22 protein-coding genes are annotated in these 24,649 nt (G+C 64.8%); 14 read left to right on the forward strand and 8 right to left on the reverse strand.

The window, feature by feature from the left end; genetic code table 11:
- Positions 1–9: 9 nt before the first annotated feature.
- Both yidD and yidC read left to right on the forward strand, forming a co-directional pair.
- Positions 10–240 (forward strand): membrane protein insertion efficiency factor YidD, encoded by a 231-nt coding sequence (yidD, locus tag HHL14_RS21995; RefSeq protein WP_169499715.1) that lies wholly within the window; start codon positions 10–12, stop codon positions 238–240.
- Between the two features lie 30 nt (positions 241–270).
- Positions 271–1,929, forward strand: a complete 1,659-nt coding sequence (yidC, locus tag HHL14_RS22000) for a membrane protein insertase YidC (protein WP_169499716.1) — start codon at positions 271–273, stop codon at positions 1,927–1,929.
- Positions 1,930–2,066: 137 nt separating this feature from the next.
- Here yidC and HHL14_RS22005 read toward each other — a convergent pair whose 3' ends face one another.
- Entirely contained in the window at positions 2,067–2,474 is a 408-nt protein-coding gene (locus tag HHL14_RS22005) for an XRE family transcriptional regulator (protein ID WP_169499717.1), read from the reverse strand.
- 388 nt (positions 2,475–2,862) lie between these two features.
- Complete coding sequence (locus HHL14_RS22010) at positions 2,863–3,270, reverse strand: XRE family transcriptional regulator (protein WP_169499718.1); 408 nt, start codon at positions 3,268–3,270, stop codon at positions 2,863–2,865.
- Between the two features lie 379 nt (positions 3,271–3,649).
- On the opposite strand from HHL14_RS22010, the gene mnmE reads away from it, so the two are divergent.
- From mnmE to HHL14_RS22025, 3 genes are all read left to right on the forward strand, one after another.
- Positions 3,650–5,044 carry a tRNA uridine-5-carboxymethylaminomethyl(34) synthesis GTPase MnmE gene (gene mnmE / locus HHL14_RS22015; RefSeq protein ID WP_169499719.1) on the forward strand — a complete coding sequence of 465 codons (1,395 nt, stop codon included), beginning with the start codon at positions 3,650–3,652 and terminating at the stop codon, positions 5,042–5,044.
- 175 nt (positions 5,045–5,219) lie between these two features.
- The gene (locus HHL14_RS22020; protein WP_169499720.1) at positions 5,220–6,407 is read left to right on the forward strand and encodes a tyrosine-type recombinase/integrase; all 1,188 of its coding nucleotides are present in this window, start codon (positions 5,220–5,222) and stop codon (positions 6,405–6,407) included.
- Between the two features lie 256 nt (positions 6,408–6,663).
- A complete protein-coding gene (locus HHL14_RS22025; RefSeq protein WP_169499721.1) occupies positions 6,664–6,825 on the forward strand; it encodes a hypothetical protein in 162 nt (53 codons plus the stop codon).
- A 141-nt stretch (positions 6,826–6,966) separates the two neighbouring features.
- On the opposite strand, the gene HHL14_RS22030 is transcribed toward HHL14_RS22025, so the two are convergent.
- Positions 6,967–7,311 (reverse strand): ecotin precursor, encoded by a 345-nt coding sequence (locus HHL14_RS22030; RefSeq protein ID WP_169499722.1) that lies wholly within the window; start codon positions 7,309–7,311, stop codon positions 6,967–6,969.
- A gap of 294 nt (positions 7,312–7,605) precedes the next feature.
- Between HHL14_RS22030 and HHL14_RS22035 the strand changes: the two genes are divergently transcribed.
- From HHL14_RS22035 to HHL14_RS22070, 8 genes are all read left to right on the forward strand, one after another.
- Entirely contained in the window at positions 7,606–9,237 is a 1,632-nt protein-coding gene (locus tag HHL14_RS22035) for a methyl-accepting chemotaxis protein (protein WP_206002442.1), read from the forward strand.
- A 54-nt stretch (positions 9,238–9,291) separates the two neighbouring features.
- Positions 9,292–9,756 (forward strand): chemotaxis protein CheW, encoded by a 465-nt coding sequence (locus HHL14_RS22040; protein WP_169499723.1) that lies wholly within the window; start codon positions 9,292–9,294, stop codon positions 9,754–9,756.
- Positions 9,753–11,348, forward strand: a complete 1,596-nt coding sequence (locus HHL14_RS22045; protein ID WP_169499724.1) for a CheR family methyltransferase — start codon at positions 9,753–9,755, stop codon at positions 11,346–11,348. The genes HHL14_RS22040 and HHL14_RS22045 overlap by 4 nt, the downstream gene beginning before the upstream one ends.
- Positions 11,341–12,036: a chemotaxis protein CheW gene (locus HHL14_RS22050; RefSeq protein ID WP_169499725.1), complete on the forward strand. Its 696-nt coding sequence runs from the start codon at positions 11,341–11,343 to the stop codon at positions 12,034–12,036. Before HHL14_RS22045 ends, HHL14_RS22050 begins: the two co-directional genes overlap by 8 nt.
- On the forward strand, positions 12,033–14,531 hold the full coding sequence (locus HHL14_RS22055; protein ID WP_169499726.1) for a hybrid sensor histidine kinase/response regulator: 2,499 nt from the start codon (positions 12,033–12,035) through the stop codon (positions 14,529–14,531). Before HHL14_RS22050 ends, HHL14_RS22055 begins: the two co-directional genes overlap by 4 nt.
- Before the next feature lie 5 nt (positions 14,532–14,536).
- Positions 14,537–15,571 (forward strand): chemotaxis response regulator protein-glutamate methylesterase, encoded by a 1,035-nt coding sequence (gene cheB / locus HHL14_RS22060; RefSeq protein ID WP_169499727.1) that lies wholly within the window; start codon positions 14,537–14,539, stop codon positions 15,569–15,571.
- Positions 15,572–15,606: 35 nt separating this feature from the next.
- Positions 15,607–16,722, forward strand: a complete 1,116-nt coding sequence (locus tag HHL14_RS22065) for a diguanylate cyclase (protein ID WP_169499728.1) — start codon at positions 15,607–15,609, stop codon at positions 16,720–16,722.
- Between the two features lie 323 nt (positions 16,723–17,045).
- On the forward strand, positions 17,046–17,471 hold the full coding sequence (locus HHL14_RS22070; RefSeq protein ID WP_169499729.1) for an HIT family protein: 426 nt from the start codon (positions 17,046–17,048) through the stop codon (positions 17,469–17,471).
- A 226-nt stretch (positions 17,472–17,697) separates the two neighbouring features.
- On the opposite strand, the gene HHL14_RS22075 is transcribed toward HHL14_RS22070, so the two are convergent.
- The gene (locus tag HHL14_RS22075) at positions 17,698–17,919 is read right to left on the reverse strand and encodes a hypothetical protein (RefSeq protein ID WP_206002443.1); all 222 of its coding nucleotides are present in this window, start codon (positions 17,917–17,919) and stop codon (positions 17,698–17,700) included.
- Positions 17,920–18,441: 522 nt separating this feature from the next.
- Between HHL14_RS22075 and sap1 the strand changes: the two genes are divergently transcribed.
- Entirely contained in the window at positions 18,442–18,780 is a 339-nt protein-coding gene (sap1, locus tag HHL14_RS22080; RefSeq protein WP_169499730.1) for a surface attachment protein Sap1, read from the forward strand.
- Positions 18,781–19,037: 257 nt separating this feature from the next.
- Here sap1 and araH read toward each other — a convergent pair whose 3' ends face one another.
- The 4 genes from araH to HHL14_RS22100 all read right to left on the reverse strand — a co-directional run bounded on the left by araH (position 19,038) and on the right by HHL14_RS22100 (position 24,446).
- The gene (araH, locus tag HHL14_RS22085; RefSeq protein ID WP_169499731.1) at positions 19,038–20,042 is read right to left on the reverse strand and encodes an L-arabinose ABC transporter permease AraH; all 1,005 of its coding nucleotides are present in this window, start codon (positions 20,040–20,042) and stop codon (positions 19,038–19,040) included.
- A gap of 82 nt (positions 20,043–20,124) precedes the next feature.
- Positions 20,125–21,681 carry an L-arabinose ABC transporter ATP-binding protein AraG gene (gene araG / locus HHL14_RS22090; RefSeq protein WP_169499732.1) on the reverse strand — a complete coding sequence of 519 codons (1,557 nt, stop codon included), beginning with the start codon at positions 21,679–21,681 and terminating at the stop codon, positions 20,125–20,127.
- A 120-nt stretch (positions 21,682–21,801) separates the two neighbouring features.
- The gene (locus HHL14_RS22095) at positions 21,802–22,806 is read right to left on the reverse strand and encodes an arabinose ABC transporter substrate-binding protein (RefSeq protein ID WP_169499733.1); all 1,005 of its coding nucleotides are present in this window, start codon (positions 22,804–22,806) and stop codon (positions 21,802–21,804) included.
- Between the two features lie 191 nt (positions 22,807–22,997).
- Positions 22,998–24,446 (reverse strand): aldehyde dehydrogenase family protein, encoded by a 1,449-nt coding sequence (locus tag HHL14_RS22100; protein ID WP_169499734.1) that lies wholly within the window; start codon positions 24,444–24,446, stop codon positions 22,998–23,000.
- Positions 24,447–24,649: the final 203 nt, after the last annotated feature.

Below are 24,649 nucleotides of genomic sequence, written 5' to 3' on the forward strand. Positions count from 1 at the left end.
GCATCTGCCATGCAAACGGTACTCATCGCTTTATTGCGTTTTTACAAGCTTGCCGTGAGCCCCATGCTCGGCAACCGGTGCCGTTTTTACCCTTCCTGCTCTGATTACGCGCGCGAGGCAATCCAGTATCATGGCGCCGCGCGCGGGACTTATCTCGCCGTGAAGCGTGTTTGCCGCTGTCACTCGTTTTCCGCGGGCGGCATCGATCTCGTCCCGCCTCCCACTTCTGAAAAGCGCTGACGCGCCGTTCCATCGACACTGAGACAACGCATGGATATCAAACGCACCGTCCTATGGGTCATCTTTTTCATGTCAGCGGTCATGCTGTTCGACAACTGGCAACGCGACCACGGACGCCCGTCGATGTTCTTCCCGAGCACGACGCCGACCCAGACCGCGGGCAATGCCGCGCCGGGCACCACGACCCCGGGCACCCAGTCGGCCGATCTGCCGGCCACCAGCGCGAGCGCGCCCGGCAACGCACCGGCCGCCGCGCAATCGCAGCTCGTGAAGTTCGCAACCGACGTCTATAGCGGCGAAATCGACACCCGCGGCGGCACGCTGTCGCGCCTGTCGCTCGTCAAGCAGGGCGACGGCAAGCAGCCGGATCTGGTGATCACGCTGTTCGACAAAACGAACGACCACACCTATCTGGCGCGCACCGGCCTGCTCGGCGGCGATTTCCCGAATCACAACGACGTCTTCACGCTGATGCCGAATCAGCCGACGCAGTTGGCCGACGGTCAGAACTCGTTCCAGATGAGCTTCGAGTCGCCGGAAAAGGGCGGTCTGAAGGTCATCAAGACGTATACGTTCACGCGCGGCAGCTACGTGATCGGCGTCGAGACGAAGGTCCAGAACGTCGGCACCACGCCGGTGACGCCGCAGGTCTATATGGAACTCGTGCGCGACGACCAGCCGGTCGAAACGCCGCGTTTCTCGCACACGTTCATCGGACCGGCTGTCTACACGGACGAGCATCACTTCCAGAAGATGACGTTCAGCGATCTCGACAAGAACAAGCAGAACTTCGCGACGTCGGCCGACAACGGCTGGGTGGCGATGGTCCAGCACTACTTCGCGTCGGCCTGGATTCCGCAGCAGGGTGTGAAGCGTGATTTCTATGCCGAGAAGATCGATCCGTCGCTGTATCGCGTCGGCATGAAGCAGACGATGCCGACCATCCAGCCGGGCCAGACCGTCGCCGTGTCCGCGCGCCTGTTCGCCGGTCCGGAAGAAGAGAAGATGCTCGCCGGTATCGCGCCGGGGCTCGATCTGGTGAAGGACTACGGCTGGGTCACGATCATCGCGAAGCCGCTGTTCTGGCTGCTGTCGAAGATCCACAGCTATGTCGGCAACTGGGGCTGGTCGATCGTGCTGCTGACGGTGCTGATCAAGGCGGTGTTCTTCCCGCTGTCGGCCGCGAGCTACAAGTCGATGGCGCGCATGAAGGCGATCACGCCGCGCATGCAGGCGCTGCGCGAGCGCTTCAAGGGCGATCCGCAGAAGATGAACGCCGCGCTGATGGAGCTGTACAAGACCGAGAAGGTCAATCCGTTCGGCGGCTGTCTGCCGGTCGTGGTTCAGATTCCGGTGTTCATCTCGCTGTACTGGGTGCTGCTGTCGTCGGTGGAAATGCGCGGCGCGCCGTGGATTCTGTGGATTCACGATCTGTCGCAGCAGGATCCGTACTTTATCCTGCCGGTGCTGATGGCCGTGTCGATGTTCCTGCAGACGAAGCTGAACCCGACGCCGCCGGATCCGGTTCAGGCAAAGATGATGATGTTCATGCCGATCGCGTTCTCGGTGATGTTCTTCTTCTTCCCGGCCGGTCTCGTGCTGTACTACGTCGTGAACAACGTGCTGTCGATCGCGCAGCAGTACTACATCACGCGGATGATGGGTAGTTCGAAGGCGAAACCCGCCTAAGTCCTGCCCTCGCGGCTGCCGGCACGGCTGCCGCGACGCCCGCTAAAACAAAAAGCCGCCCGGTGTGAACCGGGCGGCTTTTTTCATGGTGCGGTTGAAAAAATGCGGTGGGCGCCGCGTACTCGCAGCGCTCCGGCTTACTCTTCCTCGCCGTCTTCACCGTAGAAGCGCACGACCATTTCCTCGACCAGATTCCGGTCTTTCGGCGTCAGCGATGCAATTTTCGAAGCAAGTTCGATCATTTCAGATGTTGGCGGATATTTTTCTCCACGCGCCATCGGTCTCGCGTTGGTGCCGGGCGACGGTCCGTAGTGAAGCCAGTGCTCGTTGACGTTCAGCCATTCGGCAAGCGTGCGCAATTTGTCCGGTTTCGGAATCGTCGTGCCCGTCAGCCATTTGTGTGCGGTTTGCGGCGTAACGGAGCGCTCGCCGCGATAACGAAGATTGAATTGCTCGGCGAGTTTGGTCCCGCCGCGAATTTTCAGCGGCTCAAGCAAATCCTTCAACCTCTTGGCGAAGGCGGCTTTTTCTTTGTCGGTAGGCATGGGCCAGATTGTGCAATTCAGCGTTCTCCCCGTTGACAACTGGCCAAGCTTGTATTTCTCTTATTTGAGATAAATTTAGCTTACATCCCAAGTCAGGCAGCGCATTGCGCGAAATCGACTTTTTTCATCTCTCTATTGCCTGGCTTGCGTTTGCGCAGAGACGAGCACCGCTCGAAAGTCCATTATGCCGATTGGCTGCAGTAGTAATCGCAGCTTGATTAGGATAAATCCTAAATGCTCCTAAAACGGGCCTGGCGGGGCGGTCGTCCGTCGGGCGCCGCTGCCAGCCGTCCTTGCATCCGAATGGCGCGCATTACATGCGTCGCGCCTTCCCGAGCGGCGCTGCCCTGCTCTCCTCCTGCTTTTTGCCGAATTCCATGCCCCGGCTTTACTCTTCCTCGTCGTCTTCGCCGTAGAAGCGCACGACCATTTCTTCGAGCAGATTCCGGTCTTTCGGCGTCAGCGATGCAATTTTCGAAGCAAGTTCGATCGTTTCAGATGTTGGCGGATATTTTTCTCCACGCGCCATCGGTCTCGCGTTGGTGCCGGGCGAAGGTCCGTAGTGAAGCCAGTGTTCGTTGACGTTCAGCCATTCGGCGAGCGTGCGCAACTTGTCCGGTTTCGGAATCGTCGTGCCCGTCAGCCATTTGTGCGCGGTTTGCGGCGTGACGGAGCGCTCGCCGCGATAACGAAGATTGAATTGCTCGGCGAGTTTAGTCCCGCCGCGAATTTTCAGCGGCTCAAGCAAATCCTTCAACCTCTTGGCGAAGGCGGCTTTTTCTTTGTCGGTAGGCATGGGCCAGATTGTGCAATTCAGCGTTCTCCCCATTGACAACTGACCAAGCTTGTATTTCTCTTATTTGAGATAAATTTAGCTTACATCCCAAGTCAGGCAGCACATTGCGCGAAATCGACTTTTTTCATCTTTCTATTGCCTGGCTTGCGTTTGCACAGAGACGAGCACCGCTCGAAAGTCCATTATGCCGATTGGCTGCAGTAGCAATCCTAGCTTGATTAGGATAAATCCTAAATACTCCCAAAACATGCCGAGCGATGCCGTCGCCCATCGGGCGCCGCTGCCAGCTGTCCTTGCATCCGAATGGCGCGCGTTACAATGCGTCGCGCCTTCCCGAGCGGCGCTGCCCTGCTCTCCTCCTGCTTTTTGCCGAATTTCCATGCTCACGACCGACTCCGATCCCATCGTCGCCATTGCTACCGCGCCCGGCCGGGGAGGCATCGGCGTGGTGCGGATTTCGTTCGGCCGTGCCGGCGAAGCCGCGGCTCAGCCGCTGATGCAGGCACTCACCGGTCAGACGCTCGCGCCGCGCCACGCGAGCTACGTGCCGTTTCTCGATGCGAGCGGCAACCCGCTCGATCGCGGCATCGCGCTGTACTTTCCGGCGCCGCATTCGTATACGGGCGAGCACGTGCTCGAACTGCAGGGCCATGGCGGCCCGGTCGTGCTGCAACTCGTGCTGCAACGTTGCATCGACGCCGGCCGCGCATTTGGCCTGCGGCTCGCCGAGCCCGGCGAATTCACGCGCCGCGCGTTTCTGAACGACAAGCTCGACCTCGCGCAGGCCGAAGCGGTCGCCGATCTGATCGAGGCAAGCACCGAGGCCGCCGCGCGTTCGGCCGGCCGCTCGCTCGACGGCGCGTTCTCGCGCGACATCCACGCGCTCGTCGAAGAAGTGATCACGCTGCGCATGCTGGTCGAGGCAACGCTCGATTTCCCGGAAGAGGAAATCGACTTTCTCGAAGCCGCCGACGCGCGCGGCAAGCTCGCGCGCATTCGCGAACGCCTCGCGCACGTGCTGAGCGAGGCGCGTCAGGGCGCGTTGCTGCGCGAGGGGCTGTCGGTCGTGCTCGCGGGGCAGCCGAACGTCGGCAAGTCGTCGCTGCTGAACGCGCTGGCCGGCGCGGAGCTCGCGATCGTCACGCCGATCGCCGGCACGACGCGCGACAAGGTCGCGCAAACCATCCAGATCGAAGGCATTCCGCTGCATGTGATCGACACGGCCGGCCTGCGCGAGACCGACGACGAGGTGGAAAAGATCGGCATCGCGCGCACGTGGGGCGAGATCGAGCGCGCGGACGTGGTGCTGCATCTGCTCGACGCGCGCACCGGCATGACCGCCGACGACGAAACGATCGCCGCCCGTTTCCCGCGCGCCGTGCCGGTCGTGCGCGTGCTGAACAAGACCGACCTGATTGGGCTCGCACCGGCGACCCAGGCGCTCGACGCCGATCTCGAACTCAGCGAGGTGCGGCTCTCCGCGAAACAGGGCGATGGCGTTGGGTTGCTGCGCGACGAACTGCTGCGCATCGCTGGCTGGCAGGCGGGCGCGGAGAGCGTCTATCTGGCGCGCGAGCGGCATCTGATCGCGCTGCGCGCGGCCGAAGAACATCTCGCCACCGCCGCCGCGCATGCGGAACAGAACGCCCAGGCGCTCGATCTGTTCGCCGAAGAATTGCGACTCGCGCAGGATCAACTGAATTCGATTACCGGCGAGTTCAGCTCGGACGATCTGCTTGGAGTGATTTTCAGCCGATTCTGTATCGGCAAGTAACGCTGGCGGCACGGACTCCCCTTCGAGTCCCGTTTAATGAAGCGCGGCAAGAAAATTCTGCGTACTCCACGTAAGCTAAAAATCTCGCCTTGCCTACCTAAATCACGCCGAATCTTTGGTACACAGACGGCATAAGCATTAAAATCGCGGCAATCCGTGTATCAAGGATACCAGCATGCCGCGCCTCGCCACACCCCTCACCGAATCCCAGATCCGCGCGCTCGAACCGCGCGCCACCCGTTACTGCGTCGCCGACGGCAGCGGCCTCGTGATCGAGGTCATGACGACCGGCAGCAAGATCTGGCGCTTTCGCTACACGCTGAACGGTAAGCGCCAGCCGCTCGCGACGATCGGCGACTACCGGATGATTTCGTTGCGCGTCGCCCGCGCGAAGGCGCAAAAGTACGCGGCGCTGGTCGCGCAGGGCATTTCGCCGGTGGCCACCGCGCGGCGCGACCGCGGCGCCGAAAGCAAGGCCGACGTCCTGCGCGAAGCCGCCGAGCTGTATGTCGCGACCGCGCTCGCCGGCAAATCTCACGAATACCGCCGCACCACCCGGCGCGCGCTCGACAAGGACGTGCTGCCCGCCATCGGCGGCAAGCCGATCGGCGCGGTGAGCGCCGACGACATCGTCGCGATCTGCGAGCGCATCAAGAGCCGGGGCTCGCCGAAGATGGCGCTGCACACGCGCAACGTCGTGAAGCGCCTGTACGCTTATCTGATCGCGCGACAACTCGCGACGCACAATCCGGCGGAGATCGTGCCGGCGCGCTCGATCGCGACCTTCGACAGCCGTACCCGCGTGCTGTCCGGCGCCGAAATCGGCGTGACGCTGCGCACGATCGAGACATCGAACATTCGCCGGCCGCTGAAACTCGCGCTGCATCTGCTGGTGCTGACGATGGCGCGCAAGTCCGACCTGGTGGAATCGAAGTGGGCCGAATTCGACCTCGACGACGCGCGCTGGACGATCCCCGCCGCCCGCCTGAACGCGCGCGCGGACCGGGTCGTCTACCTGCCGCGCCAGGCGGTCGCACTGCTGCGCGAACTGCGGCACGCGCGCTCCAGCGAGAATTACGTATTCCCGAGCGTGCGCGGCGACGACCGGCCGATCGCGAAAAGCACGCTGAATCAGGCGGTCAAGGCGCTGGGGCTCGACGTGGAGCATTTCGTGCTGCATGACTTTCGTCGCACCGCGTCGACGCATCTGCGCGACATGGAGCAGCAATCGGGCGCGCGTGACGTCATGCAGAGTGAAGCAACCGATGAAGCGGCGCGCCAGCGCCACCTGCTTCAGAGTTGGGCGGATTTTGTCGATAGCCAGATAGACGCCGCGCGGCACGTGGCGAACGGGGCGGCCTGACGGCATTGTCATGGGTTTTGGCGTGATGCGCCGTTTGCCGCCGTGCAGCCGGTGGATTGGTACACAAGCCTAGTCGACCATGCGCCAAACCAGCACGGATAAAAGAAAAATCTTCAAAAATACAGGTTTCGAAACCGGCCAAAAGCCGGCCACAAACGTGCGATAGCCGCTTCAAGCGGCCGCTTCACATCGTCGTTCTTTCCCCGCTTCCATCGCCTACACTCAGAGATGGACGCAAGCCGTTACGGAGGTTCCGATGTCTGAATCGCTGCTCGCCTATCTGATGGGGCCCGTCGTCATGATCGTGGTCGGCTTCGCCATCTGGATGACGTCGCGTCACCGCGACCCGTCGCAGCCGCCCAGGCTCGAGCGCTGGCTCGATACGCACTACGCGGAGTGGCTGCATCACAAGCATTAAGCCGTACATCGAATTGCAAAGGCCGTCGCATCGAGCGACGGCCTTTTTGTCTGTGGACCTGTCTGCGAACCGCGCGCCTGCATCGCTGGCGCGCATCGACCTTGTTCACGCAACGCCGCGTTTACACGCGCGCCGGCGAACTCACCAGCCCGGCTGCGGTTGCGGCTGCGCGTAACCGTACTGTCCCGGCGGCGGCGCACCGCACGCGACATACGCGCGCTGATACTGGTCGTAGCAATAGCCGGGGGGCGGCGCCGCATACGCGGGGGCCTGCTGATACGCTGGCTGCGCATACACCGGTTGCGCGTAGACCGGCTGCTGATAAGCGACCACCGGCGCCGGCGTCAATGCGGACGACACCACCGCGCCCAGCACCGCGCCGCCGATCAGCGCACCCACGACGTCACCGCCATGTCCGTGCGCGGACGCCTGGCCCGCCATCGTCAAACTACCCGCCATTACCAACGCTACTGCGATCTTTTTCATATTGAGCTCCAGCCACTGAGGCATGAACGGATTGTGGCCCGCATGCGCCGAAATAGATGCTGCAGTTGGTAACGGAAGATTAACTATGTAACAGGCACATAACGGCACGCGCCGCCGCATCGGTATTTACGCGTTATGCCTGGGTTTTTGCCTTCTAATCCACGCAAAATGCCCGTGTGATCCATGTAGAATTCGCCGCAAGAGCCGTCGGATTACTCCGACGAAACAGAAAAGCTTTCCAATCCGACGATCCGGCCCGACAGGCGGATACGCGGGGCGATCCAGGCAGGGGGCATGCGCGTGAAACAATGGACCATCCGTCAACGGATTCTTTGCAGCTTCGGGATCGTGCTGATCGTGATGCTGGCAATGGCGATCGTCGCGTTCGAACAACTCGGCGGCATCGATCAGGATGCGAAGAGCCAGCAGCAGGATTCGATGCGAGGCCTCTACTATGCGACCTCGATGCGCGCGGCCTGGGTCGAGAACTACACGACCACGCAGCGACTGATCTTCGTCGATACGGACGCCGATTCCACCCGGCGCGACATGGCGCGTTTGCAGGACACGCAGCAGACGCTGCAAAAACTCATCAACGACTACGGCGCGACGGTCTTTCGCACCACCGACCGCGAACTCTTCAACGAATTCCGCCAGTTCCACACGCAGTACGTGCCGATCCAGGCCTCGCTGCTCAATAGCCTGCCGACCTCGAAGGACAACGCCGCGCGCATCTTCAACGCGCAGTTGACGCCGACCTGGGAAAGCGGCCGGCTGACGGTGCGCAAGCTGGTCGAGAACAACAAGAGCTACGCGGACCAGTCTACCGAAAACATCCGCAAATCGGTGGAAACGACCCGCATCGTGCTGCTCGTGATGCTGCTGCTCGCCGCGGTCGTCGCGGTGCTGGCCGGCTACTGGCTGCTGCGCGCGGTCACGGTGCCGATGGCGAAGGTGCTGCAGGTGGTCGATGTGATGCGCACCGGCGATCTGACGCAGCGTCTGCAACTGAACCGCTCCGACGAAATCGGCGCGCTCGAGTCGGGCTTCAACCGCATGACCGACGAACTGACCGCGCTGGTCGGCCAGGCGCAAAAATCGGCGGTGCAGGTGACGACGTCGGTCACCGAAATCGCCGCGACCTCGCGCGAACAGCAGGCCACCGCGAACGAGACCGCCGCGACCACGACCGAAATCGGCGCGACCTCGCGCGAGATCTTCGCAACCTCGCGCGACTTGCTGCGCACGATGAACGAGGTGTCGGAAGTGGCGGGCCAGTCGGCCGCGCTCGCCGGCACCGGCCACGCGGGGCTCGCGCGCATGGAGGAAACCATGCGCCACGTGATGGAGGCGGCCGGCTCGGTCAACGCGAAGCTCGCGATCCTCAACGAGAAGGCCGGCAACATCACTCAGGTCGTCGCGACCATCACCAAGGTCGCGGATCAGACCAACCTGCTGTCGCTGAACGCGGCGATCGAAGCGGAAAAAGCCGGCGAATACGGTCGCGGCTTCGCGGTCGTCGCGACCGAAATCCGCCGCCTCGCCGATCAGACCGCCGTCGCGACCTACGACATCGAACAGATGGTCAAGGAGATCCAGTCGGCGGTCGCCGCGGGCGTGATGGGCATGGACAAGTTCTCCGAGGAAGTGCGCCGCGGCATGCACGACGTGCAGAACGTCGGCGGTCATCTGACGCAGATCATCGAACAGGTGCAGCAGCTCGCGCCGCGCTTCTCGATGGTCAACGAAGGCATGCAGACCCAGGCGACCGGCGCCGAGCAGATCACCCAGGCGCTGACGCAGTTGTCCGAGGCCGCGCAGCAAACCGCGGAATCGCTGCGCCAGTCGACCCAGGCGATCGACGACCTGACCCACGTCGCCAACAGTCTGCGCACCGGCGTGTCGCGCTTCAAGGTCGTGGCCTGACGCGCGTCATACGATCCGTCGAAGCCCGCTTCATTCACGTTTGCGCCCACGCCGATGCTCTTCATTCTTTTCACGCTCGACAGCGAACGCTACGTGATCGACGCGACTCAGGTGGAGCGCATGATGCCGCTCGATCCGGGTGCGCCGCCGAAGACGATCCCCGGCGCGCCGTCGTGGGTCGCGGGCGTGCTCGAACACGACGGCGCGCCGCTGCCGCTCATCGACGTGCCCGCGCTCGCGCTCGGCCGCCGCGCCGCGCAGCTGATGTCGACGCGCGTCGTGCTGGTGCGCTATCCGCATGCGGGCCGCGAACGTCTGCTCGCGCTGCTGCTGGAAGGCGCGACGCGCACGATTCGTCTGGATCCCGAAGCATTTCGCGAGACCGGCATCGACACGCCGCACGCGCGCTATCTCGGCCCGGTCGCGAGCGAAGGGGGCGGCCTCGTGCAGTGGATCCGCGTCGACGCACTGTTGCCCGACGACGTGAAGGCGCTGCTCTTTCCCGAGGCGCACGCATGAACGCGCATCACGACAACGCGCCGCTTTATCGCCACTTCACCGCTCTGCTGCATCGAACGATGGGGCTCGACGCGAGTTCGCTCGGACTTCACGCGATCGAACGCGCGGTCGATCAGCACGTGGCCGGCTGGCGCGAGACCGCGTGTGCCGATGCGACGCTCGCCGATTACTGGAACGCGGTCCAGGCGTCGCCGGCGCTGCTGCAGGCGCTGATCGAAACGCTGACGGTGCCGGAGACCTGGTTCTTCCGCGACGCCGACGCGTTCCGCGCACTCGCGCGGCTCGCGCACGAACGTCTGGACGAACGCCTACGCACGCGCGGTCATACGCTGCCGTTGCGCATCCTGAGCCTGCCGTGCTCGACCGGCGAGGAGCCGTACACGATCGCGATGGCGCTGTTCGACGCCGGTCTCGACGCCGCGCAGTTCCGCATCGACGCGATGGATATCAACGAACGCTCGCTCGCCTTGGCTCAGCGCGCGCACTACGGGCGCAATTCGTTTCGCGGCAACGCGCTGGCGTTTCGCGACGCGCACTTCAGCCGCACCGAGGACGGCTGGCGGCTCGCGCCGCGCATCGTCGATACGGTGCGCTTCGCGCACGCGAATCTGATGCAGCTCGATGCCGCCGCGCTCGGCGTGTACGACTTCGTGTTCTGCCGCAACGTGCTGATCTACTTCGATCGCGACACGCAGCAGATCGCGTTGCAGGCGCTCAACAGCGTGCTCGCCGATGGCGGCACGCTGTTCGTCGGGCCCGCCGAGACCGGGCTCCTGATGCGCTACGGCATGCAGTCCGCGAAGATTCCGCTGGCGTTCGCGTTCCATCGCGCGGCGCCGGACAACACGCAGGCGAACGGCTGGCACACCGCGCCGCTCGCCACCGCCGCCGCGCTCGCGATGACCCCACCGCCCGCGCTCGTGCTCGCGTCTGCACCGGTGTATTCGGCGGAACCGTTCGCGTGGCCGGATCCGGTCGCGCGCAATCCGTTCGATGCTTGCACGCCGCAATGGGCGGTGCCGCCGACCACGTCGACGTCCGCGTCCACCTCCGGGGCGGCGGCGCAACCGCGGTGGTCGACAGTGCAAGCGGCGCCACAAGCGAAGCCGGCTTTCGGCGCGCCCATTGGCGCCGCTAGCGTAGTTCGAGGCATTCCGGCCGGCACGCCGCAGATCGACACCTCCGTCAGCGCGCCAGGCCACGCGCAACGCAGGCCTCAGGCGTCGACGCCGATGCACAACCCGTCGCCCGACATACCCGGCGCGCCTCTCGCTGCCGCTCGCGACACGTTGCGCGCCGCGCACGACCTCGCCGACGCCGGCCGTCTCGACGAAGCCGCCGCCGCGGTCAACGCGTATCTCGAACAGCACGCGCCGTACGCGGACGCGTTCTATCTGCTCGGCGTGCTCGCCGACGCGAACGGCGAAACGAACGTCGCTCGCGGCCAGTATCGCAAGGCGCTCTATCTCGACCCGCAGCACGCGGAAGCGCTCGCGCATCTGGCCGCGCTGCTCGAACTCGAAGGCGACCGCGACGGCGCGCGTCTGCTGATGCAACGCGCGTCGCGCGCGCAGGGGGTGTCCCGTGCGTGAACATCGCGACATCGTCTTCGACGACTGCTGGAACCGCATCGGCGTGCGCGGCGACTCGTCGTGCGAACGGCTCGCCGAATACGTGCGCTGCCTGAATTGCCCGGTGTTCGAGGTGGCCGCGGCGAAACTACTCGATCAGCCGGTGCCGCTCGTCGAACTGCCGCGACACGACGCGCGTGCGACTCCGGCAACGCCGCGCGGCACGCCCGCGTCGCAGCGGGAAGCCACCGAATCGTTCCTCGTGTTCCGCATCGGCGGCGAATGGCTCGCGCTGCCGACGCCGATTTTCAGGCGCATCGTGCAGACGCGTACCGTGCATACGTTGCCGCACCGGCAGCATCGCGCGGTGCTCGGCGTCGTCAACGTACAGGGGCAATTGCTGGTGTGCCTGTCGCTCGCGCATCTGCTCGGCTTCGAACCGCAGACCGCCGGCGCGCGCGACGACCGCACGCGCCTCGATCTGCCGCGCCTGCTGGTGGTGGCGCGCGACGAAGAACACGCGGTGTTTCCGGTCGACCAGGTCGACGGCGTGCAGCGCTTTGCACCGTCGACGTTCTGCGCGCCCCCCGCGACGCTGTCGCAAAGCGCCGCGCTGCACACGCGCGCGGTCGTGCCGTGGCGCGGCGTGAGCGTCGGCCTGCTCGACACCGACGCGCTGTTCGACACCTTGAACCGGAGCCTCGGATGATCGACGACCCACGTCGCCCGTCGCTGATCGATCTGTTTCGCGAGGAAGCGCGCAACCAGGCACGCGTGCTCAACGACGGCCTGCTGGTGCTCGACCGCACGCCGGCCGACGCCGCCGCGCTCGAAGCGTGCATGCGCGCCGCGCATTCGCTGAAGGGCGCGGCGCGTATCGTCGGTGTGCAGGTCGGCGTCGAGCTCGCGCACGCGATGGAGGACTGCTTCGTCGCCGCGCAGGAAGGCCGCGCGCTGCTCGACGGCGCGTGGATCGACGTGCTGCTGCGCGGCGTCGATATCGTCGCGCGCATCGGCAACGATGAGGATGACGCCGCGCGCGACGCGGTCAGCGAATGCGTGGCGGCGTTGCAGGCGCGGATGGCGGGCGTCGTGCCGCATGGCGGCGGGATGGCCGGGTTGTCGGGTTTGTCGGCTGCTCCCGCGCTCGCGCCGAGCTCCGACGCTTCCCCCGCGAGCGAAGCACCCACTCAAGTGCCCTCTCACGACGAGAGCTTCGATCTGCTCGCTCATGCGCTGCGCGCCGAAGCCTCAACGGGCAGCGCATCGGCGATTGCCGGTTCCGCCCCCCCTGACACGGCCGCTGCGGCTGACGGCACACCCATTGCAACACCCTCACCGCTTGCACCGCTGCCCTCGCCCGCCGACACCGCTTCTACTGCCTCGCCGGCGAACCTGTCCACCAGCGCCATAAGCACGAGCACTGCGAGCCGCACCAGCCACCCCACCGAAACCGGCCGCATGCTGCGCGTACGCGCCGACAACCTCGACCGCCTGCTGTCGCTCTCAGGCGAATCGCTGGTCGAATCGCGCTGGCTCAAACCATTCGCGCAATCGATGCTGCGCGTCAAACGCGTGCAGCGCGACAGCGCCCGCGCGCTCGATCATCTGCACGAAAAGCTCGCGGATCTGCGGCTCGATCCGGCCGCCCATAGCGCGCTCGAAGAACTGCGGCGCCTGAGCGCCGAAGCGCAGCAACTGCTCGGCGAGCGTCTCGCCGATCTGGAGAGTTTCGATCGTCGCTCGACCCATCTGTCGCAGCAGCTCTACGATGCCGCGCTGCAATGCCGGATGCGCCCGTTCGGCGATGGCACCGGCGGCCTCGCGCGGATGGTGCGCGACGTCGCGCGTTCGCTTGGCAAGAAGGTGCGCTGGCAGCTGATCGGCGAATCGACGCAGGTCGATCGCGACATCCTCGATCTGCTCGAAGCGCCGCTCGGCCACATGCTGCGCAACGCGCTCGACCACGGTATCGAAGCACCCGCCGTGCGCCTCGCGCATGGCAAGCCGGAAGAAGGCACGCTGACGCTCGAAGCGCGCCACAGCGCCGGCGCGTTGCAGATCACCGTTTCCGACGACGGCGCCGGCATCGACCTCGCCGCACTGCGCGAGTCGATCGTGCGCAAAAAGCTCGCGAGCGAAGACACCGCCGCGCGCCTGTCCGAAACCGAGCTGCTCGAATTCCTGTTCCTGCCCGGCTTTTCGCTGCGCGATCAGGTCACCGACGTGTCGGGCCGCGGCGTCGGACTCGACGCGGTGCACGACGTCGTCAAGCGCGTGCGCGGCACCGTGCGCATCACCCAGGAGCCCGGCATCGGCACACGCATGCAGATGCAGTTGCCGCTGACGCTGTCGGTGATCCGCAGTCTGCTGGTCGAAGTCGGCGGTGAACCGTACGCAGTGCCGCTCGCGCACGTGAACCGCACGCTGCAGGTGAGCCGCGCCGATATCGAGTTGCTCGAAGGTCATCAGCACATCGCGTTTTCCGGGCGGCGCATCGGCGTCGTCACCGCGCATCAGATTCTCGAGACGGCATTGCCGCCCGCGCACGACAACGGCAGCGTGTGCCTCGTCGTGATCGGCGACGGGTCGCAGACCTATGGCGTGGTGGTCGACCGTTTTCTTGGCGAACGCATGCTGGTGGTGCAGCCGCTCGACGCGCGGCTCGGCAAGATCCGCAACGTCAGCGCCGGCGCGCTGATGGAAAACGGCGACCCGGTGCTGATCGCCGACGTCGACGACTGGCTGCGCTCGGTCGAGCGGCTCGTCAGCGGCGGTGCGCTGAGCCACGCGCAGCAACGCGGCGTCGAAGCCGCGCGGCGCGCGACGCGGCGGGTGCTCGTGGTCGACGATTCGCTGACCGTGCGCGAGCTCGAACGCAAGCTGCTCGCGACGCGCGGCTATGACGTGACGATCGCCGTCGACGGTATGGACGGCTGGAACGCGGTGCGCAGCGAGCAGTTCGACCTCGTGATCACCGACATCGACATGCCGCGCATGGACGGCATCGAGCTCGTCACGCTGATCAAGCGCGATCCGCAGTTGCAGTCGCTACCGGTGATGATCGTTTCATATAAGGATCGCGAGGAAGATCGCCGCGCCGGCCTCGATGCGGGCGCGGATTATTATCTGGCCAAGGGCAGTTTTCACGATGAAGCACTGCTCGACGCGGTGCGCGATCTGATTGGCGAGGCCTACGGGTAGAACGGATGAAAATTGGAATCGTCAACGACATGGCACTCGCCGTCGAGGCACTGCGGCGGGCACTGGCCGCGCGCGCCGACTACGAGGTGCTGTGGGTCGCATCGGACGGTCAGCAGGCGCTCGATTTCTGCGTCGCGCAGCGGCCCGACATCGTGCTGATGGACCTGGTGATGCCGAATGTCGACGGCATCGAGGCGACACGTCGCATCATGGCGCGCGCGCCGTGTGCGATCCTGATCGTGACCGTCGACGTCGGCGCGAACGCGTGGCGCGTCTACGAAGCGATGGGCGCGGGCGCGCTCGACGCGGTCGATACGCCATCGCTGTCCGGCCCCGACGCGCATAAAAGCATCGCGACCCTGATTGCGAAGATCGACAGCGTCGCCGCGCTCGTCAAGGAACGCCATGCGCCCAACACCGCCGCCTGCGCGCCGCGCGAGCGCGCAGGCACCCGCGACATGCCGCTCGTCGCGATCGGCGCGTCGGCGGGCGGGCCGGCCGCGCTCGCGACGCTGCTCGGCGGTTTGCCGAAAGACTTCGGCGCGGCGATCGTGATCGTGCAGCACGTCGACGCGGCATTCGCCGCCGGCATGGCCGACTGGCTGAACCAGCAGTCGGCGCTGCCGGTGCGCATCGCGCGCGACGGCGACCGGCCGCAAGCGGGCGTCGCGCTGCTCGCCGCCACCGACGATCATCTGCATCTGAAGCTACCGAACGTGCTCGGCTATACGCGCGTGCCGGAAGAAACGCCGTATCGTCCGTCGGTCGACGTGTTTTTTCACAGCGTGGTCGAGCGCTGGCCCGCGCGCGCGATCGGCGTGCTGCTGACCGGCATGGGCCGCGACGGCGCGATCGGCCTGAAGGCAATGCGCACCAAGGGCCACCACACGATCGCGCAGAACGAGGCGACCAGCGCGGTGTACGGCATGCCGAAAGCGGCGGCCGCACTCAACGCCGCGGCAGAGATCCTGCCGCTGCCGCGCATCGCCGCCGCGCTCGCGGGCGCGGTTAACGAACGCCAGCCGCCGCCCGCGACCTGACGTGGATTTCCTGACATTCATTCTGGCTGAACAACATGGACACGCCTAACACGCCCCCGAACGCCGCTGCGCAGTCTGCCGCAGACGAGGCGAACACCCCGGCGCACGCGCTTGCCGCGGAGGATGCGCCCAGTCTCGCGATCGACGACGCGCTCGCGCGCATCCTCGCCAATCCGCCGGCGGCCGAATGCCCGATCATGGTGCTGCTGGTCGACGACCAGGCGATCATCGCCGAGGCGGTGCGCCAGGCGCTTGCCGGCGAACCGGGTGTCGACTTTCACTACTGCGCGTCGCCGGAAGAAGCCGTGCTGTGCGCCGAAGAAACGCGCGCCACCGTGATCCTGCAGGATCTCGTGATGCCCGGCACCGACGGCCTCACGCTGGTGCGTCAATACCGGCAGAATCCGTCCACCCGCGACATCCCGATCATCGTGCTGTCGACCAAGGAAGAACCGCTCGTCAAAAGCGCGGCATTCGCGGCCGGCGCGAACGACTACCTGGTGAAGCTGCCCGATCGCATCGAACTGATCGCGCGGATTCGCTATCACTCGCGCTCGTATCTGAACCTGGTGCAGCGCGACGAGGCGTATCGCGCGCTGCGGCAGTCGCAGCAGCAACTGCTCGCGACCAACCTGGAGCTGCAGCGGCTCACCCATTCGGACGGCCTCACGGGCCTGTCGAACCGGCGCTACCTCGACCAGTATCTGGCCGCCGAATGGCGTCGCGGCACGCGCGACCGCAGCGGTCTCGGCTTCCTGATGATCGACGTCGACAACTTCAAGGCCTACAACGACACCTATGGGCACGTGGCCGGCGACGAAGTCCTCAAGAGCGTCGCGCATACGATCGAATCGTGCCTCGGCCGCTCGCCGGATCTCGCGGCGCGCTTCGGCGGCGAAGAGTTCGCGGTGGTCGTGCCGGGGACGTCGGCCGGCGGCTTGCGGCTGCTCGCTGAGAAAATCCGCATCGCGATCGAAGACCTCGCGATTACCCATGCGGGCTCGGCGACCGGCGTCGTGACGATCAGCATCGGCGCGGCGACGCTGGTGCCGTCGGCGGCGGAACCGGTGACGACGCTGATCGAAGCGGCCGACATCGGTTTGTATCGGGCGAAACGGGACGGTAAGAATCAGGTCGCGATGAGCGGCTGAGTCTGGGGCTCACGTTTGCTGGGCTTAACGGGCTTATGGGCTTGCCGGGCGCGGCGCTCGTGTCGCTCACGTCACGCGCTCGCGGCGTTGCGCGTCAAATCGGCACGCGCGGAGCTCGCAGGCCGTCATGCGAGCGAAACGGTCACGGTGGACACGGGCTTCATCGACACCGGGCGGAAGCAACGCACCGCACCCATGCTGCACATGCGTGCTGTAAGCGAGCGGGTGGAGAATAGGCGCATGAGCCGGGGCGCACGAGTCGTGCGGCCGCTGCGCCATCGACCGGTACATCGAACCCAGCCCAAACGAGGAAAGGAAACGCGATGAGCTACAACGACAGCAACCCGTTCGCGAAGATTCTGCGCGGTGAATTACCCTGCATCAAGGTGGCGGAAAACGACCGCGCTCTGGCGTTCATGGACTTGATGCCGCAAGCCGACGGTCATCTGCTGGTCGTGCCGAAAGAAGCCGTGGCGGAGATTTTCGATCTGTCGGATGCGTCGCTCGTCGCGTCGATGCGCATGGCGCAGAAGCTCGCGATCGCGGTGCGCGCGGCGTTGCGCCCCGATGGCGTGTTCATCGGCCAGTTCAACGGCGCGGCGGCCGGCCAGACCGTGCCGCACGTGCACTTTCACGTGATTCCGCGCTGGGAAGGTCAGTCGCTGAAAATGCATGCGCGCGAGCCGGCCGACACCGACACGCTCGAAGCGCTGGCCAAACGGATTCGCGAGCATTGGCGCGCGCACTGAAGCCGGTCCGGGTTGTCGTTGTCGCAGGACCGTAAAGCAGCGTCGTTGGCGCGTGGCACCGAAGAACCTTACGGTCACGCGCCGTAACATCTGTAAAAGCCGCTGAAACCACCGCCGGCCGCATCGTCGCTAGACTGCGAACTGCCTTGTGTTCAAGGCATTGAGTGTGGATCTCTTTTTCAGCCTGCCCATTGCGGCAGGCTTTTTTCTTTGGCGATCTTACCGCTCACAGACGATCGCGCGAACGGCGCAGCGGATGCCGCCAGTCGTGCCGCCTGGGTCGCGGATGCAGCGGCTGTCCGTCGTGTCCTTCGTGCAGATGACGATGCTCCTGCCACAGTTCGTCGGAGAAAAGAAACGCGACGATCAGCAGCGGAACGACCAGAAAAATGCCGAGTATCACTTGCTCGTTCACGATAGCCTCCCAGGTGCCGGAGATTGATTTCATTGTAGAGCACCGTCCGTTCCCGTCGGATGCTGCGCCACGCGCATGGCCGATATCGCACCGGAAAATGCGGCTTCGGCACGAAGTCCAACCGCTCGGGCAACCCGCTACCAGGCGGCCATTTGCATAGCTGGCATCATTTATTTTCTGCATCTACACCGTTATTTCGCTTTCGGCGATTTGCCTACTGAATGACTTTGTGTGCGACGCACAAAATGCGTGATTAATTTTTATTAAATGCTTAATTGACGCTGCTGGTTTACGCGAATACGCGCGCAAAGCTTTACCAGTTAAAGCAGTGCGCACCATCGTACTTTTAGTTATCCGTTTCATTCGCGATCAAACAGACGTTTGCTCACATCTTAATCAGCCGCGACGCATGGTGCGACAATTCGTCACTGTTGCGACCGCACACAAAATATGCTTGTCGTTCCCTTTGGTTCTCCTAAAGTGCAAGTTGCAGGTTCGTCGTTAAAGTTAAATACATAGCTAACCTGAGTATTTTGACCTGCACCGGAGGAAAAAATGAAAACTCGAATTGCCGTTGTTTTCGCCATTGCGGGTTTGGCTGCCGCGAGCGTTCAGGCGCAAGACGTCATGATCAAGCCGCAGCAAACCATTCAGTTCAAAGCCAATGCGTATGGCTGCGTGTCGAAGGACAAGCTCGACGCCGCCGACCAGCATGCGCAAGCCGGTGAACAGCAACAGATGCAGGAGTTTTTCTCCGGATATCAATGCGTGTCGACGCCGTCCAATTCGAATTTCCGCGTGGTGCGCGTAGTCGGCCACGACATCGAATTCGTGAATGCGGGCAATAGCGACACCGAAGGATTATGGGCTAACGACCGGTTTATCAAGCAATAAACACAATACCGGTATTCCGGCAAAAGCCGGGATACGGTCGCATGCGGTTCACTTGCAGCTTTAAAAGCGGCAGGCGTGAACGCGTGGGCTAAAAGGCGGCTTGAGCATTCGAATGAGTGCCAGGCTGTTTTTTTATTTGAACGCCGCCCGGCGTCGCGCGGAGGAAATAAAAAAGCCGATGCGGGTTGATCGATCCGCATCGGCAGTACGCCTTCTCGCAAAGCGCAGGAAACCGTTGCAAGCCCGGGCAATGCGCGTCAGTGCACGCGCTTGCTGCGGCGGAACTGGTCGAACAGCACCGCGAGCAGCAGAATGCCGCCGCGAATCAGGTATTGATAGAAAGTCGGCACATTCAGGAGGCTCATCGCGTCCTGCACCGAGCCCATGATCAATACGCCGACCAGCACGCCGGAAATCGTCGCGACGCCGCCCGTCAGCGACACGCCGCCGAGCACGCACGCGGAAATCACGCCAAGCTCCAGCCCGACTGACGTCTTCGGATCGCCGAGGCTCATCCGCGATGCGAGCATCACGCCCGCGAAGCCGGTCACGAGACCTTGCAGCACGAACACGGTGATCTTGATGCGCGTCACCGGCAGCCCCGCGAGCACCGCCGCCTCACTATTGCCGCCGACGGCCAGCACGTTCTTGCCGAACACGGTCTTCTTCAGCAGGAAGCCGAACAGCACGAAGCCGACGATGTTGCTCCAGATCGGATACGAAATGCCGAGGAACGAGCCGCCGCCGAGATCGAAGAAGCGCTCCTCGGAGATCATCACCGCGTCGCCGTTCGACGTGATGAACGCGAGCCCGCGCACGACTTCCATCATCGCGAGCGTGACGATCAGCGAGTTGATCTTGTAGCGCGCGACCAGCGTGCCGTTGACGAGCCCGACCACGCCGCCCGCGAGCACGCCGGCAGCCACACCGATCGTCACGCTATGCGTCGCGGTGATCAGCACGGAGGCGACCACGCCGGAAAACGCGACGATCGACGCGACCGACAAATCGACCTCGCCGAGCGCGAGCACGAACATCATCGTCACGGAGATCGAGCCGATCAGCGTGACCGACAGCAGCAGGCCCTGGATGTTGCGCGAACTCAGAAAGCCGGGCACCGTGAACGACAACACCGCGAACAGGATGAGGAACACCATCACGATGCCGGATTTGTTGATCAGGTCCCAGGTGCGCGCCGCGCGCGCGGTGAGGCCGGCCGAAACGACGGCGGGAGAGGAAGAATCGGTTGAAGGTGTGTTCATGGTGTCTGTTCCATTCGATGCCGTTGGCAATGCGGTATGCGGTGTTCGATAGGGAATCGGGCCGCAGAGTCGGGGCGGACGCTCAACGCGGCAGCGCGAGCTTGATCAGCGCGTCCGGTGTGGCTTGCGCCTTCGGCAGATCGCCGACGATCGCGCCTTCCTTCATCACGATCACGCGGTCGGCCACGCCGATCACCTCGGCGAGATCGCTCGACACGACGACGACCGTGCGGCCCGCCTCGGCGAGCCCATACAGCAGGCCGTAAATCTCGCTGCGCGCGCCGACGTCGATGCCGCGCGTCGGTTCGTCCATCAGGAACACGTCGATGTCTTCCGCGAGCCAGCGCGACAGAATCACTTTCTGCTGATTGCCGCCGGACAGCGTGCCGATCGGCGTATCGCCGTTGCGCGTCTTGATCGCGAGCCTGGCGATGAACTCGCGCGTGGTCTGCGCTTCCTTGCGGCCGTCGAGCACATGAAAGCGGCTGAAGTGACGCCGGCAACTGATGTTCAGGTTGTCCGACACCGACGCGATCGAGACGATGCCTTCCTGCTTGCGATCCTCGGGACACAGCGCGACGCCGGCACGCACCGCATCGCGCGGCGTCACGAAACGCACGGGCTTGCCCTTGAGCACGACCTCGCCGGCGCTCGGCTTGACCGCACCGTAGATCAGCTTCATCAACTCCGAGCGGCCCGCGCCGACCAACCCGAAAAAGCCGACGATCTCGCCCTGGCGCGCCGCGAACGATGCCGGTTCGCGCAGCCCCGGACCGAGCAGACCGTCGACCTGCAGCTGCACGTCGCCGGGTTCGCGCGGGCGATAGCCGTACACGTCGCTGATCGAGCGGCCCACCATGCAGCTGATCAGGCGATCGCGATCGAGTCCCGCGCCGGCCTCGAACGTATCGATGCGGCGACCGTCGCGAAACACGGTGACGCGATCGCACAGTTCGTAGACTTCCTCCATCCGATGCGTGACGTAGATGATCGCGCGGCCCTCGGCGCGCAACGCGCGGATGATCCGGAACAGTTGCGTGGTCTCGCGCGATGACAGCGAACTGGTCGGTTCGTCGAACGCGATCACACGCGCGTCGCGCATCAGCGCCTTGCCGATTTCGATCATCTGCCGCTGACCGATCGACAGATGCTTGACCTGCTGCGACGGATCGATCTTTTCGCCGAGCCGTTCGAGTTCACGCATCGCGCGCGCGACCAGCGCCTTTTCGTCCAGTACACCGAAACGATTCGGCAGCGCGCCGAGCATGAGGTTTTCGGCGACGGTCAGCTCCGGCACCAGATGCAGCTCCTGATAGATGATTGCGATGCCCGCGGCGATCGCCGCTTTGGTGGTCGCGAACTGCTGCTCGACGCCGTCGAGCGCCAGCGTGCCCGCGGCCGGATGATTCACGCCGGACAGCACTTTCAGCAGCGTCGACTTGCCGGCGCCGTTTTCGCCCATCAGACCATGCACTTCGCCGCGTCGCACTTCGAGCGAGACCTGGTCGAGCGCGAGCACGCCCGGAAAGCGCACGGTGATGCCGTCGAGCTGCAGATAAGGGGCGTCGGAGGTGGGCATCGAAGGCGACGGCGCAAGCGCCGTGTCGCCGCCGTCGGAGCCGGTGAATAAGGACGTCATCGAAAAACCTCGAACGGGTAGAACCTGTGCGGACCGCGCTCGCGCGTCGGACGCGAAACGCGAGGCGGCCCGCTACGTGCCGCGTGAAAACCCGCTGAAACGCGGGTTAAATGCCGCCGCTCAGATGCCGAGTTCCTTGCGCACGTCCTGCCAGTTGCCGCGCACCATCAGCTTGCCGGTGGTCTGCGTATCGGCGGGCGGCTGCTTGCCGGCCTTGATCCACTCGACCAGGTTTTCCGTGCTCTCCTTGCCATGGTTCGTCGAGCTCACGGCGATCGTGCCGTAGAAACCGGTCGGCTCCTTCTTCTGGAATTCGGCGAAAGCCTCGCCCGCACCGTTGATGCCGACGCCGATCACGTCGGCCGACGGAATGTGCAGCTGCTCGGTCGCGCGCACGCCGCCCAGCACGCTTTCCTCGTTCAGCGCGAAGATCACCCACTTCTTGATGTTCGGATGCTGCGCGAGCACCGGCGACACCGCGTTGAAGCCGCCTTCGTCGTCGGTAGTTTTCTGCGGCGCGTCGAAGATGTTTTCCTTCCTGAAGCCGCCGGCGAGCAGCGATTGCGTCGCGCCGTCGGTGCGCAGTTTCGCGGTCGGCAGTTCGTAGTCCGTAATGCGCAGCGCGCCGACTTCTTCGGGCTTCCAGCCGCGCCGCTTCATTTCCTCGCTGATCGCCGTGCCGACCTGATTGCCGATCTTGAACGCGGACATGCCAAGGTGCGGCACGTTCGCGAGCGGCTTGCCGGTCGAGTCGACGAGCTGGTCGTCGACGGTCACGAACTTCATGTTGTAACGCTTCGCGCGGGCCTGAATCGCCGGTCCGAGACGCACGTCGGGCGCGCAGATCACGAAGCCCTTCGCGCCTTGCGCGCCGAGGTTATCGATCGCGGCCAGCACTTTTTCGCCGTCCGGCGTGCCGATGTTGACCACCGAGAAGCCGTCCTTCTGGCCGAGCGCGGTCGCGGCCTTCTGTTCGTTGATGAACCACGCCTGCTCCGGCATCTTCACGAGGAAGCCGACTTTCAGCGGTTCATCCGCATGGGCGGACAGTTGCGCGGCGAACGGCGCGGCAAGGGCGGCGGCCGCGATCGCGGTCAGGGTCAAACGGCGAAGCTTGCTGGTCATCTTTTGTCTCCTGAGGTTGGAAAGCTGCATTGATCTCGTGTAGTTGCAGCGGGGTCACGCGCGAGGCGACAGTCGCCGTCGTGCGAAATAGCGCGCAGTCATGCCGGGCGCGTGCCACGCCGCGCCCGCGACATGCAGTGAAAACCGGACAGAACCTACGACGAAGCGCGCTGCGGCAACCCTCATTGCGCTCAGCCAGCCACGTAGGCCGTTTTCACGGCGGTCCAGAACGCGGTGTCGGTTGCGCCGTAGGCCGAGGCCTTGCGACCGCCGCCGGGCCCGTGATGCTCGACGGCCGTGGTCGGCAGATTGATCGTCACGAGGCCGCTTTGCACGTGGCGGCGGAAATGCCGCGCGCGTTCGAGCGAGCGCGTGCAGATGCCGGCGCACAGCCCGTAGGCGGTGTCGTTCGCGAGATGCAGCGCGTGCTCGTAGTCGTCGGCGCACAGCACGACCGCGAGCGGCCCGAAAATCTCTTCGCGCGCAATCCGGTGCTCGGGCTCGCCGACGAACAGCGCCGGCTCGAAGAAGTAGCCGCGCGTCGCGCGCTCCAGCAACCGGCCGCCGCGCAGCAATTGCGCGCCTTCCTGCTCGCCGATGCGCACGTAGTCGAGATTGCGTTCGAGCTGCGCGGCGTTCGCGACCGGGCCGATGTCGACGCCGTGCTTCAGCGCGTGATCGACGCTGAGTTTCGCGAGCTTCGCCTGCAACGCATCGACGAACGGCGCGAACACCGCGCGCTCGACGATCAGCCGCGCGGCCGCCGTGCAGCGCTGGCCGGTCGCGCTGTAGGCGCCGGTGAGCGCGGCATCGACAGCGCCGTCGAGATCGGCATCGGCCAGCACGACGAACGGATTCTTGCCGCCCATCTCCAGCTGCACGCGCGCCTGACGCGCGGCGGCCGCCTGCAGCACGCGCGTGCCGATCTCGCTCGAACCGGTGAAGCTGATCGCCGCGACGAGCGGATGCGCGACGATGCGCGTGCCGACCTTGCGGCCGCTGCCCATCACCAGGTTGAACACGCCGGCCGGCAATCCCGCGCGGCTGACGATCGACGCGAGCGCCGCCGCGCACGCGGGCGTCGCTTCGGCCGGTTTGTAGACGACGCAGTTGCCATGCGCGAGCGCCGCGCCGATCTTCAGCGCGGCAACCGCGAGCGGCGCGCTCCACGGCGCGATGACGCCGACCACGCCGAGCGGCTCGCGCGTCACGTCGATCTCGACGCCGGCGCGCGCCGACGCGAGCGGCTCGGCAAACGCGCGCAGCGCCTCGGCGGCGAACAGTTTGAACAGTTGACCCGCGCGTGTCGCTTCGGCGAGCGCTTCGGGCAGCACCTTGCCGATTTCGCGCGCGAGCAGCCGGGCCAGTTCCTCGCGACGCGCGAGCATTTCGCTGCCGATTGCGTCGAGCGCATCGGCGCGGCGCTGCGCCGACGCCAGCGACCAGTCGCGAAACGCCGCCTGCGCGGCCTCGATCGCGCTGTCGGTCTGGCGCACGTCGGCGCGCACGTATTCGCCGACCGGTTCGTCCAGATCCGACGGATTGAGCGACACGCCGGTGGTCGCGCCGGTCTCCCATCCGCCATTGATGTAATGGCGAAACGGGCTGGCAACGAGCGGGACGAGCGGATCGCGGTTCATCGGCGGAAAGGGCGCGCAAGGCAGGGCGCCTCACGGGCGCCGCAGCGGAAATCTCAAGGAAGCTCACAAAGTCCACGAATGGTATGGGCCGTCCTAATAACTTTCCAATCCCTTTTTCGGCCTCTCCGATATCACTTTCGGTATGGCATCATGAGCGCCTGAGCGGGAGAAGCCACGTGCAAAAGCGGCCACACCCGCTCGCC

It is taken from the genome of Paraburkholderia antibiotica, assembly GCF_012927125.1.
Taxonomy (GTDB): domain Bacteria; phylum Pseudomonadota; class Gammaproteobacteria; order Burkholderiales; family Burkholderiaceae; genus Paraburkholderia; species Paraburkholderia antibiotica.